This window comes from Gilliamella sp. ESL0232, assembly GCF_013346885.1.
GTDB lineage: Bacteria > Pseudomonadota > Gammaproteobacteria > Enterobacterales > Orbaceae > Gilliamella > Gilliamella bombi.
In genome coordinates this window covers 109,104-122,328 of record NZ_JAAEDW010000003.1, presented here as the reverse complement: position 1 = coordinate 122,328, position 13,225 = coordinate 109,104, and the positions used below count along the sequence as shown (strand labels likewise).

Below are 13,225 nucleotides of genomic sequence, written 5' to 3'. Positions count from 1 at the left end.
AATGCTATTTCCTACTTAGGCTTCTAGTGCCTTGTTAATTTTCTCAAATAAATCTTTAGATAAATTTTCAATTTTTAGCAATGCCTCAAGTGCTTTTCGCATCTGCTGTTGACGCTTTTTGTCATAACGTTTTAATCGAATTAGAGGATCGATAAGCCTTGCTGCAACTTGCGGATTTTTTTGGTTTAACTCAGTAAGAATTTCAACTAAAAATTGATAACCACTGCCATCTTCAGCGTGAAATGCCACAGGGTTATTATTTACAAATGCTCCAATTAATGCACGAATCCGATTTGGGTTACTGAGTGTAAATGAGCGGTGAGTTAATAATTTTTTCACGGTAACAAGAACATTCTTTTCTGGGCTTGTTGCGTTTAGTGCTAACCATTTGTCCATAACAAGTCCATCTTGATGCCATTTGTCATCAAAGTTAGCCAATAACTCAGTTCGACAATCAAGTTCAGCTTTTACAGCAACACTCAAGGCGGCTAAACAATCAGTCATATTATTTGCTTGATAATATTGTTGGTTAACCAATGTATTGGCGTGCGAATTATCATCGGCATGAGCTAATAAAGTTAAACAACAGTTTTTAAGTGACCGCTTAGCAATGTCATTATGTTTAATTTGATATTGTGATGTTTTATTGTGGTGATAAATGGCTAATAATTCATCATAAAGTTCGTTTGCAAAATGCGTTAACAAAAATAGACGCACTTGATGAATTGCGATTGGATCAACCACAGTAAATAAATTCGCCAACTCGTTTTCAGATGGCAAGGTTAAGATTTGTGCAATAAGGAAAGGGTCAGTTTTTTCTGATAACAATACGGCTCTAAATGCATCTAATACTGAATCAGGCAACATTAAATTTTGATTTTCTTGATAATTTTTCACATTCAAGCGAACATATTTTGCTAATAACATTTGAGCTGCATCGTAACGGCTAAATGCGTTAGTAGCGTGTTGCATTAAGAAAATAAGATCATTATCTTGATAATCATAAGTTAACTTAACAGGTGCTGAAAAATCACGTAATACTGAAATAATCGGTTTTTGAGTTACGTTATCAAAGATAAATTGTTGTTTGTTTTGTATTAAATTTAAAACATGGTGAACAGATTTGCCTTGGTATTGCAGTGGAATTATTTCACCATTGTGTTGATATAACTCGATATCAAGTGGGATATGCAAAGCTTGTTTTTGTGCTTGATCTTGAGTAGCTGGCGTATATTGTTCTACTGTTAAAGTATATTGTTGATTTTTCTCGTTATAATTATCGGTAACGGTTAATTCAGGTGTTCCTGATTGGCTATACCATAATTTAAATTGAGTTAAATCAATACCTGAGGCATCTTGCATGGCTGCAACAAAATCATCACAAGTTGCGGCACTACCATCATGGCGTTTAAAATAAAGTTTCATCCCTGCTTGGAATTTATCTTCTCCTAATAAAGTATGCATCATTCGAATAACTTCAGCGCCTTTTTCGTACACGGTGACTGTGTAAAAGTTATTCATTTCTATTACTTGTTCAGGCCGAATAGGGTGAGACATTGGGCTAGCATCTTCGGCAAATTGAACGGTGCGCAAAAGTTTGACATCCTCAATGCGTTTTACTGAACGAGATCCCATATCAGCGCTAAATTCCTGATCTCGAAATACAGTTAATCCTTCTTTTAAACTAAGTTGGAACCAGTCGCGACAGGTTACCCGATTACCAGTCCAGTTGTGAAAATATTCATGACCAATTACACCTTCAATACCTAAATAGTCATCATCTGTTGCTGTTTGTGGCTTGGCAAGCACATATTTTGAATTAAAGATATTTAATCCTTTGTTTTCCATTGCTCCCATATTGAAAAAATCAACCGCTACAATCATAAAGATATCTAAGTCGTATTCAAGCCCAAAGCGTGTTTCGTCCCAACGCATGGCATTTTTTAAGCTTGTCATAGCCCACTGCGAACGATCTAAATTACCTTTATCAACGTAAATTTCTAAATCAACTTTCCGTTTTGATTGCGTGATAAACTGATCTTTTAAAATATCAAAATCACCAGCAACTAATGCAAATAAGTAAGCCGGTTTTGGAAAAGGATCTTGCCATTGTACCCAATGACGTCCATCAGCAAGCTCGCCTTGCGCTATGCGATTACCGTTCGAAAGTAGATAAGGATAATGTTGTTTATTCGCGGTAATACGTGTTGAAAAGCGAGCAAGAACGTCAGGTCTGTCAAGATAATAGGTAATATGGCGGAATCCTTCTGCTTCACATTGAGTACAGAGCGCTTCGCCTGATACATATAATCCTTCAAGTGCTGTATTGTCAATTGGTTTAATTTCGTTAACAATCGTTAATGTAAATTCTGCTGGAACACGCTGAATGATTAAGCCAGCTTTTGTGAGCTGATAATCATGCCATGGTTGTTCGTCAATATTAACAGAAATCAATTTAAGATCTTCACCATCTAAAATTAAATTGTCCACTTCATTATTTTTCTTAATAACACGGCTACGAGCTGTGACGGTTGTTATTTCGGGAGCTAAATCAAAATCAAGATCAATGTCGGTAATGGTAAAATCGGGTGATTTATAATCAAGACGATTTTTGGCAATAGGCTGCGATTCAGGTGTTTTTATATTCATGTTGTTATGACCTTTTGGTTTGAAATCAATTTATATTTTATACTGATCGATATTATAGTCGATTAAAAACAATCTTATTACATAATTAATCTATATCTTCATTATTATTCTGCTATAATCTTTGAAATTTTTATTTAAAGCAATAGCATTAAATTTACATGTTACCAGCAATAATTACATCAATATTAGATACTGATGCTTATAAGTTGCATATGCAGCAAGCTGTATTTCATTACTACCCTGAGGTAACTGTTGTTGCGCAGTTTCGTTGTCGTAGTGATGATTTATTGGGACAATATGTTGATGAAATAATACATCAAGTGAAATTAATGGAATCATTAGCGCTGTCTGATGATGAATTTAACTATTTATCAAATATTTCCTTTTTTAAATCTGACTATTTAAATTGGCTTAAAAAATGGCGTTTCAATAGTGATTTGCTCACTATAAAAAATGAAGATGGAGTGCTTTCTATTACAATTGAAGGTAAATGGCTAGATGTTATTCTATGGGAAGTGCCATTACTTGCCGTTATCAGTGAAATTGTTCATAAAGATCGTTCACCTAATATTGGAGTTTCTGAGGCACTAGCTCGGCTAAAAGATAAATTGGCGGTGTTTAATGAAAAAACAGCTAATATGGATATGTCGGGCTTTAATTTAATGGATTTTGGTACGCGTAGGCGTTATTCGTTTGCGGTGCAAGAGGCAGTTGTCAGTTATTTGAAAACACACTTTCATAACTTTCATAGTACTAGCAATTATTTACTGGCTTATCGTTTAGGGCTTACTCCTGTTGGAACCCAAGCACACGAGTGGTTTCAAGCTCATCAACGTTTAAGTGCTAATCTTCAAGATTGCCAAAGAAATGCTCTTCAAGTTTGGTTAGATGAATATCCTCATGACTTAGGAATAGCATTAACAGATTGTATTACAATGGATGCATTTTTACGTGATTTTGATTTGCATTTTGCTTCCCATTATCAAGGGCTTCGTCATGATTCAGGTGATTCAATTCAATGGGGTGAAAAAGCAATTGCTCATTATCAGCAATTGGGCATAGATCCACAAACTAAACTTTTGGTTTTTTCTGATAGCTTAAATTTTGATAAGGCGATTAAAATCTATCAACATTTTAATCATCGCGTAAAATTATCTTTTGGCGTCGGTGGTTTTTTAGCTTGTGATATTCCATCTAAAGAGGTCAATACCAAAGCATTGAACATTGTGCTTAAATTAACGGAATGTAATAATCAATCTGTGGCTAAACTATCAGATAGTCCAGGTAAAACGATATCTCAGGATTTAGATTTTATTGATGAATTAAAACGAACTTTTAGTGTTAAACAATGATAATAATTCATGTTTAACTTATTATTAATATTAGAAACTAAAAATTAGTAATAAGAAACAAGTTATTCAAGAATTCCATTTCGTTATGGGATAGTCTTTAGAATATATCTGTATTACTTTAAATATTACTTAAACAAATTAATGTAGAGATGGATAATTAAATGACTTCAGTTGCACCTATTGTTGATGTGTTACAAGGCAAAATTGCTGTTGGTAGCACTATTTCAGTTCAAGGTTGGGTAAGAACTCGCCGTGATTCTAAAGCAGGTATTTCATTTTTAGCTGTTTACGATGGTTCCTGCTTTGATCCTATTCAAGCTGTTATTGAAAATAATTTACCTAATTATGAACAAGAAATCTTGCGTCTAACAGCTGGTTGTTCCGTTAAAGTCACTGGTAAAGTAGTGGAGTCACCAGGTCAAGGTCAAAAATATGAATTACAAGCAACGCAAGTTGAAGTGTATGGCTTTGTTGACGATCCCGAAACTTACCCAATGGCAGCAAAGCGCCATTCAATTGAATATCTTCGTGAAGTGGCTCACTTGCGTGCAAGAACCAATATTGTTGGTGCGATAACGCGTGTACGCCATACGCTTGCGCAAGCAATTCATCAGTTTTTTAATGATCGTGGCTTTTATTGGCTATCAACTCCTATTATTACCGCATCAGATACTGAAGGGGCGGGCGAAATGTTCCGCGTTTCAACACTTGATATGCTAAATCTGCCTAAATCTGATAATGGTAAAGTTGATTTTGATAAAGATTTCTTTGGTAAAGAAGCTTTTTTAACCGTTTCTGGACAATTAAACGCTGAAACTTATGCTTGTGCACTTTCTAAAGTTTATACTTTTGGTCCAACATTTAGAGCAGAGAACTCAAATACTACTCGTCATTTAGCTGAGTTTTGGATGATGGAGCCTGAAGTAGCATTTGCTGATCTAGATGATAACGCTAAGCTTGCTGAGGATATGTTGAAATATGTGTTTAAAGAAGTGCTAGAAAAACGTGCTGATGATATGCAATTTTTTGCTCAGCATGTCGATAAAGAAGCAATCAATCGTCTTGAAAACTTTATTAATGCTGATTTTGCTCAAGTGGATTACACTGATGCTATCACTATATTACAAAATTGTGATGCTAAATTTGAAAACCCAGTCAGCTGGGGAATTGATTTAGCTTCAGAACATGAACGTTATTTAGCTGAACAACATTTTAAGGCACCAGTGGTAGTAAAAAATTATCCGAAAGATATTAAAGCGTTTTATATGCGTATGAATGATGACGGTAAAACGGTAGCGGCAATGGATGTTTTAGCGCCAGGAATTGGTGAAATCATTGGTGGATCTCAGCGTGAGGAGCGTTTAGATATGTTGGATAAGCGCATGGAAGAATTGGGACTCAAAAAAGAAGATTATTGGTGGTATCGTGATTTACGTCGATACGGTACTGTGCCGCATTCTGGTTTTGGTCTTGGTTTTGAACGTTTAATTGTTTATGTAACAGGTGTTCAAAATGTGCGCGATGTTATTCCATTCCCAAGAACGCCGCGTAATGCAAACTTTTAAGTTGATTAAAATCCCTAACAAGAATTTATTGAGAGTTACAGTAGGTAGATATTAATCTGTTTTAGTTTAAAAAACAATCAAACAGGCTTAAATTTAGACTTAGACACTACATTTAATTAAAAGTTCGCTTGATTTTAAAAAAAATTTATACATAATTTACACTACTGTAAAAAGTAGAAAAATAATAGATAAAAATATTATTTTTTGGATGAATAATTATTGTACGAAAATTGACACTAAACTTATGGAAGTGTCTTTTTAAAAAATAACCATGAGGGTAAAAAATGAAACGTAATCTATTAGCAATCGCTATCCCTGCGCTTTTAGTAGCAGCTGGTGCAAATGCATCTATCGAAGTTTGGAACAAAGATGGTAATAAAGTTGACTTTTACGGCCGAGTAAAAGCAGCTAACAACATCACTGACCGTGGTCAAAAAGGCGAAGGTGATGATACTTCAGCTCGTTTAGGTATGTCAGGTCAAACTCAAATCACTGATAGCGTAACTGGCTATGGTCGTTGGGAATACGAAGCTAAAGCGGGTAAAAATTCTGATAATGAAGTACGTTATGCATTCGCTGGTTTAAACTTTGGTGATGCTGGTTCATTCGACTATGGTCGTAATGACGGTGTGTTAAAAGCAATTACTGCTTATACTGACGTATTACCACAATTTGGTGGTGATGCAGCAAACAACGATTGGAACGTACTTTCAGCTCGAACTAAAGCTGTTGCAACTTATCGTAACAATAACTTCTTCGGTTTAACTGATGATATCAGCTTTGCATTACAATATGCAGATAACGGAGATAACTCAAATGATTTTAAAGAAGATGCAATTAGAGGTGAATCTCGTGAAGCTTATGGTGCAAACGTTCAATGGAACATCTTTGACTCTGGTTTAACTGCTGGTGCGGGTTATGCGCAAACTTCAAACAGTGATAATCGTCAAAGTACTTGGGCTGGTGGTCTTAAATATGATAACTATAATTTATATTTAGGTGCTAACTATTTCCAAAGTAAATTAAAGAATAGTCTTGCTACTTATTACCATGATCCAGTGAGTAATAAAGATTTTTACTTGAGAAATACTGATCTAAAAGTTAGAGGATTTGAATTAGTTGCTCAATATGGCATCGATCTTGAGGTTGGTCGTTTAACTCCTTCTCTAGCTTATGTTCAACACAAACTTAAATCTTCTGATTATGACAACTTTTCAAAATATGGTTACCTTTGGAAGTATCGAGGTTTTAGTTCACCAGAAGTTAAATATGTATCTGTAGGCGCAACTTACGATTTAAACAAAAACTTTAGTGCGATTGTTGAATATAAATTCAATCTTCTTGATCGTAAAGACATAGGTGCGGCACATAATACAGAACACCAACGTGATCGTCACATGAACAAACCAGGTACTAAAGATGTGTTAGGTGTTGGTTTAATTTACCAATTCTAATCTCTTAATATCTTATAAAAAGGCACTTAGGTGCCTTTTTTTTCATCTTTTAAATTCATTCCCACCTAAAAAAACATTTTATGCCTAAAAAAATTTATAATAAATATTAAAATATTCGAAAATTCGCAGAATAAATCTAAATTCCATTGTTAAATAGGCAATGTGGCATTAGAGCCATGTTTATTAGGCAAAATGGCTATCACAGTAATAATATAATTGCTAATTGTTAGCAGTTATTTGTTAAACCAGAGCAAAGCAATTTGCATCTTTAATAATATAAAATACCTTTGAGGGTAAAAAATGAAACGTAATCTATTAGCAATCGCTATTCCTGCACTTTTAATTGCAGGTACAGCAAACGCTTCTATTGAAGTGTGGAATAAAGACGGTAATAAAGTTGACTTTTATGGTCGTGTTTACGCATTAAACTATATTACTGATCGCAATAACCAAACAGGTGAAGGTGACAAGACCACTGCACGTTTAGGTATGTCAGGTCAAACACAAGTGACCGACAGCGTAACTGGCTATGGTCGTTGGGAATATGAAGCAAAAACAGGTAAAAATGCTGATAATGAAACTCGTTATGCATTTGCTGGTTTAAACTTTGGTGATTTTGGTTCATTCGACTATGGTCGCAATGATGGTGTATTAAAAACATTAACATCTTACACTGACGTTTTACCAGAATTTGGTGGTGATGCTTCTGATAATGATCTTTATGCATTAACAGCTCGTACTAAAGCCGTTGCAACCTACCGTAATTCAGATTTCTTTGGCTTAGTGAATGGTTTACGTTTTGCCGTTCAATATGCGGATAACGGAGATAACAGCTCAACACGTCATTTCGGTAATTATACTCTTAATGATAAACGCAATAGTGCTGAAGCATGGGGTTCAGTTGTTGATTGGGATGTGCTTGATACTGGTTTGTCTGTTGGTGCTGGTTATGCACAAACTGGTGGTCATAAAGATGCTAAAGCATGGTCAGCTGGTATTAAATATGACAACGACAACTTTTATTTAGCTGCGTTATATATTCAAGGTAAACAAAAATATGGCTGGGATAATGCCTCAACTACTCGTAGCGCTAATGATTTAAAAACCAAAGGCTATGAATTAGTTGCTCAATATGGTATTGACTTTGAAGTAGGACGTTTAACGCCATCTGTTGCTTATATCCAACATAAAGTTAAAGACGCATCTAGTTATTCAAGTGATGCAGGGCTTAAAGGTAATGATTTAGCTAAATATGTTGATGTTGGTTTAACTTATGACTTTAACAAAAACCTACAAGCTATTATCGATTATAAAATTAACTTGTTAGATAAAGATGATATCGGTGCACGCCGTGCTTTATATGAAGATGGTTCATTTACTAAATCACAAATCAAGGGCACAATAAAAGACACAGTAGCACTTGGTTTAATTTACCAATTCTAATTGATTGTATCTTTGTTTTTAAAAGGCACTTCGGTGCCTTTTTTATTATCTATTATCAATTAAATAAACCTTGCGCTTTGATTAATACTCTGTTAAAAATTAAAAAAATATAATAATGAATTAGGATACAATGATGCTATATACCACACGTAAATTACTAGCTAAAAAAAATATTGCTTTAGTTGCTCACGATCATCTGAAAGATTCTTTATTAAATTGGTGTAAAAAAAATCGTGAAGAGCTTTCTCGTCATAATTTATGTGGCACGGGCACTACTGGAACATTAATAAAGCAAGAAACAGGATTAAATATCATGCCAATGTTAAGTGGTCCGATGGGGGGAGATCAGCAGATAGGTGCATTAATTGCAGAAGGTAAAATTGATATCTTAATCTTTTTTTGGGATCCACTTAATGCTGTACCTCACGATCCAGATGTGAAAGCGTTGTTACGATTATCTACTGTTTGGAATATTCCAGTTGCCACTAATCAATCCACAGCTAATGCATTAATTCAGTCCTCTATTTTTACGCAAGAAGTTGATATTGAAATTCCTGATTATCAAAACTATTTAACTCAAAGAGTTAAATAAATGCCAATACCATCTCAAATTCGTAAAACAGGTCGGCAAATACTTTTACTTGATAATCTGTTTATTGTCTTGGGTTTTTATGTTGTGTTTCTGCTTGTTTCAACCCACTTTGTTAGCCAAGTTTGTTGGAGTGCACTTTTTGTTGGTTTTGCGTTAGGATTTCGGCAATTTGTTCACAAGGTTTTGATATATTATTGGCAATGGTATTGCTGATTGCTCTAGCTAAAAACCTATAATATTATGGATAACTTTAAGTTATCTGCATTATCAATTTAAAAATGAGTCACCAAGCACCCTATTAAAATGCGGAAGATTGGCTAATTTTGCCATCTTTAAATAAAATCGCTTCGCCAGTATTAAGTTTTTGCCATATCTCATTTGAAGTTAATGGTAAGGTTGAAATGATAGTAACAATATCATTGGGTGTTGTATGTTTTTGAAAATCAATTTCTACATCTTCGTCCAATAATTTTGCTTTGCCAAATGGTGCTTTGCGGGTTATCCAATGCAAATTTGTTGTGCAATAGGCAAACACATATTGCCCATCAGAAAGTAGCATATTGAATATGCCTAGTTGGCTTAATTGGTTGGCACATTGCTTAATAAAATTAAATAGCTCAAGATCATCGACAGGTTTTTGTGAATATTTTTGCTGTAATTGATTAATTAAATAGCAAAAAGCGTATTCACTATCGGTTTCTCCAATAGGTTGAAAAAGCCCTGTATCTAAATTTTGGAAATTGGTTAATTGTCCATTGTGGGCAAAAGTCCAATTTTTACCCCAGAGTTCACGGGTGAATGGGTGGGTATTTTCTAGTGCGACACCGCCTCGATTTGCTTGTCGAATATGAGCAATCACAGCTTTAGATTTGATGGGATATTCTTTCACCATTTTAGCAATAGGCGAATAGCTACAAGGCTCAGGATCTTTAAATGTTCGGCAACCTTTTCCTTCGTAGAAAGTAATTCCCCAACCATCTTTGTGAGGACCTTTGTCCCCACCTCGTTTAATTAAACTAGTAAAACTAAAGCAGATATCGGTTGGCACATTAGCACTCATACCCAATAATTCACACATATTATTTTGCCATCTCTTTTTCAATTAACAGAATAAGAATATGAATAACTTTGATGTGGATTTCTTGCACACGATCGGCATAACCAAAATGTGGAACACGAATATCAACATCGGCAAGTCCATTCATCTTACCACCATCTTTACCAGTTAACGTAATAATTTTCATCCCTTTTTGTTTTGCTGCTTCAATAGCCTTAAGCACGTTAGCTGAATTTCCTGAAGTTGAGATACCTAAAAGCACATCACCTTTTTGACCTACACCTTCAACATAACGTGAAAAAATAGAATCAAATCCAAAATCATTACCTACACACGAAATGTGGCTTACATCTGATATGGCAATCGCAGGATAAGCAGGGCGATTATCACGATAGCGACCAGTTAATTCTTCAGCAAAATGCATAGCATCACAATGAGAGCCACCATTACCACATGATAAAACTTTACCACCATGTTTAAACGAATCAGCAATTAAAATAGCAGCTTTTTGGATTTGTTGGAGATTTTTATCGCCTGAAACAAAATTAGTTAATACGTCAATAGCTTGGTTTAATTCATCACGAATATTGTCAATATACACTGGGATTTCTCCATCAATAATAAATAAATATATAGACTATTGTAATTTGTTCAAAATAGCTTGCAAGTGATAAAATAAAATTCCTTATTTGGACAAAAGATTTTAGAAAGTATACTGTTAAGTGTAAAAATAAGGATTGAAATAAAAATAAATTAAAATTATTTCTAATCATAATGGTTGAAATAACAACAATATTTAAATTAATTTTAAATTTAACAAATAATACATTTGCAAATAGTTAAATTCTTTGCATTTATTTTAAATAATATATTGGGTAGAACTTGGTCGTAACGCTATTTGCCGATAGGATAAGTCTATAATTCGTGATACAATTTACTAAGTAATTTTCACGCAAAACAGAGTGAAATGGCATAAAATAGAATTAATAAGGAATTTATATGCAAACGATTGAAGGTAAAGTTGCTGCACCAAAAGCTAAAGTTGCAATTGTAGTGGCGCGTTTTAATCATTTTATTAATGATAGCCTAGTAAATGGTGCAATTGATGCATTGACACGTATTGGACAAGTTGATGATAAAAATATCACTGTTATTTGGGTTCCTGGTGCTTATGAAATTCCTCTTGCCGTTAAAGTTGCCGCACAGTCAAAAAAATATGATGCCGTTGTGGCGTTAGGTACCGTAATTCGTGGTAGTACAGCGCATTTTGATTTTGTTGCTGGTGAATCAAGCTCTGGATTATTAAGTACAAGTTTAGATAACACTATTCCAGTAGGATTTGGTATTTTAACCACCGAAAGTATAGAACAAGCAATTGAACGTGCAGGCACTAAGGCAGGCAATAAAGGGGCTGAAGCTGCATTAACTGCGCTGGAAATGCTAAATATTATTAAAGCAATTAAGGAGTAATTTTGTGGCATTAGTTAATCCTCGTCGTCGAGCAAGAGAATGTGCGGTACAAGCCATTTACTCTTGGCAAGTTTCCAGAAACGATCTTGCTGATGTTGAGACAAGTTTTATTGCAGAACAAGATATGAAAGGCGTCGATTCTAAGTATTTTCGTGAATTATTAAATGGTGTAGCAAAAAATACTGCCGAATTAGATGATAAAATGACGCCTTATCTCACTGAACGATCTGTTGATGAATTAGGACAAATTGAATTAGCGATACTTAGAATCGCACTGTATGAATTAATGAAACGTCAAGATGTGCCCTATAAAGTGGTAATTAATGAAGCCATTGATTTAACAAAAACCTTCGGTGCTGCTGACAGCCATAAATTTGTTAATGGCGTATTAGATAAAATAGCCCCAACCATCCGTACGCGATAACCGATTAATTGTGAGATTGATATGAACGACAATACCGAAAAAAATAAACCATCTATTTTTTACGCCAAAAATAGTGAATCTAAAAAACATTCTCGCTCTGCTATTGAAAAGCCCTCTCGATGGAAAGAGAAGCGTAAAGATGATTCATTTCAGTTGAAATCTAAACGAGATCGTCATGATCGTATTGAAACATTCAAACCTCGAAATGATAAATCTGAGTTTGCAAAAAAGCGGTTTAATGTTGAACTTAATCAATCTCAATCATCTATCGATAATGATTCACCATGGCAAAAAAAGGTTCGTGCTAATGATCAAGTACCGACCTTTGGTTATGATGGCTATCGCCAACGTAAAGAAGAAACTTTAGTTTATAGTGAAAATAGCTGTAAAGCAGTTTTCAAACATCGACGCACAGCTATTGTTAAACTATTTATTACCCAAGAGATGACTTATCAGTTTAAAGATCTAATAGACTGGTTAGTCAAACAACGGTTAGGTTATGATGTTATCTCTAGTGAGCAAATTAGTAAAATAACTCAAACTCAGCACCATGGCGGTGTCTGCCTAATTGTAAAAAAACGTGTTCCACTTACCTTATTGGATTATTTAGAAAACAATAGTAATAAAGATCATGATTGTATTTTAGCTATTGACGATGTTCATAATCCCCATAATTTAGGTGGCTTAATTCGTAGTGCTGCTTTTTATGGTGTTAATGGCATTATATTACGTCAAACAAATTTACTCGATAGTGGCGCTGCCATGCGTGTGGCAGAAGGTGGTATTGAGGCTGTTGAATCAATTAAAAGTGATGATTTTGTTGCTTCACTTGATATGCTTAAACAGCGTGGTTACCAAGTTGTTGCGTTATTACCGTGTCAGGCAAAATCCATTGCATCAACTCAATTGCATAAAATCAAGTTTGATAAAAAAGTTGCGTTAGTTATATTTCAACAAATTAATATAAAACTTATTAATTGTGCTAATGTTGTTGTCCATTTAAAGGGAAATGATAACATGCCTGCGTTAAATATTTCGGTTGCAACGGGTATTTTATTATCTAATTTACAAAAATAATAAAGTATTATTTTATCTTTATTATCAACTATTTGTATGGTAAAAGTTATTTTACTAATTGGTAAAATATATCAAATAGCATGATTTGATTAGAAATTGCTTTTTTTTTCTGTAAATTGTTATTAGTTATTGTGTGTTATTG

General features: G+C 34.3%; 12 protein-coding genes. 9 read left to right on the top strand and 3 right to left on the bottom strand.

Annotated features, from left to right (window positions below; translation table 11 throughout):
• Positions 1-15: 15 nt before the first annotated feature.
• The gene (gene pepN, locus GYW75_RS04945; RefSeq protein WP_174798654.1) at positions 16-2,649 is read right to left on the bottom strand and encodes an aminopeptidase N; all 2,634 of its coding nucleotides are present in this window, start codon (positions 2,647-2,649) and stop codon (positions 16-18) included.
• 158 nt (positions 2,650-2,807) lie between these two features.
• Here pepN and pncB point away from each other — a divergent pair, with 158 nt between their 5' ends.
• From pncB to GYW75_RS04915, 6 genes are all read left to right on the top strand, one after another.
• Positions 2,808-4,001 (top strand): nicotinate phosphoribosyltransferase, encoded by a 1,194-nt coding sequence (gene pncB / locus GYW75_RS04940; RefSeq protein WP_174798653.1) that lies wholly within the window; start codon positions 2,808-2,810, stop codon positions 3,999-4,001.
• Between the two features lie 161 nt (positions 4,002-4,162).
• A complete protein-coding gene (asnS, locus tag GYW75_RS04935; RefSeq protein WP_065589445.1) occupies positions 4,163-5,566 on the top strand; it encodes an asparagine--tRNA ligase in 1,404 nt (467 codons plus the stop codon).
• Between the two features lie 284 nt (positions 5,567-5,850).
• Complete coding sequence (locus tag GYW75_RS04930; RefSeq protein WP_174798652.1) at positions 5,851-7,020, top strand: porin; 1,170 nt, start codon at positions 5,851-5,853, stop codon at positions 7,018-7,020.
• 300 nt (positions 7,021-7,320) lie between these two features.
• Positions 7,321-8,463 carry a porin gene (locus GYW75_RS04925; protein WP_174798651.1) on the top strand — a complete coding sequence of 381 codons (1,143 nt, stop codon included), beginning with the start codon at positions 7,321-7,323 and terminating at the stop codon, positions 8,461-8,463.
• A gap of 133 nt (positions 8,464-8,596) precedes the next feature.
• Positions 8,597-9,055: a methylglyoxal synthase gene (locus GYW75_RS04920; RefSeq protein ID WP_174798706.1), complete on the top strand. Its 459-nt coding sequence runs from the start codon at positions 8,597-8,599 to the stop codon at positions 9,053-9,055.
• Entirely contained in the window at positions 9,056-9,268 is a 213-nt protein-coding gene (locus GYW75_RS04915) for a hypothetical protein (protein ID WP_174798650.1), read from the top strand.
• 85 nt (positions 9,269-9,353) lie between these two features.
• Here the strand turns inward: GYW75_RS04915 and GYW75_RS04910 are convergent, their stop codons facing one another.
• Positions 9,354-10,133: a class II glutamine amidotransferase gene (locus GYW75_RS04910; RefSeq protein WP_174798649.1), complete on the bottom strand. Its 780-nt coding sequence runs from the start codon at positions 10,131-10,133 to the stop codon at positions 9,354-9,356.
• A 1-nt stretch (position 10,134) separates the two neighbouring features.
• A complete protein-coding gene (lpcA, locus tag GYW75_RS04905) occupies positions 10,135-10,713 on the bottom strand; it encodes a D-sedoheptulose 7-phosphate isomerase (protein WP_174798648.1) in 579 nt (192 codons plus the stop codon).
• A 398-nt stretch (positions 10,714-11,111) separates the two neighbouring features.
• On the opposite strand from lpcA, the gene ribH reads away from it, so the two are divergent.
• From ribH to GYW75_RS04890, 3 genes are read left to right on the top strand one after another with little or no spacing between them, the layout of a single operon-like run.
• On the top strand, positions 11,112-11,582 hold the full coding sequence (gene ribH, locus GYW75_RS04900) for a 6,7-dimethyl-8-ribityllumazine synthase (protein WP_034911536.1): 471 nt from the start codon (positions 11,112-11,114) through the stop codon (positions 11,580-11,582).
• A 4-nt stretch (positions 11,583-11,586) separates the two neighbouring features.
• The gene (nusB, locus tag GYW75_RS04895) at positions 11,587-12,006 is read left to right on the top strand and encodes a transcription antitermination factor NusB (protein ID WP_034911540.1); all 420 of its coding nucleotides are present in this window, start codon (positions 11,587-11,589) and stop codon (positions 12,004-12,006) included.
• A 21-nt stretch (positions 12,007-12,027) separates the two neighbouring features.
• Positions 12,028-13,083, top strand: coding sequence for a TrmH family RNA methyltransferase (locus tag GYW75_RS04890; protein WP_174798647.1), 1,056 nt, complete (start codon positions 12,028-12,030; stop codon positions 13,081-13,083).
• The last annotated feature ends 142 nt before the right edge of the window (positions 13,084-13,225 follow it).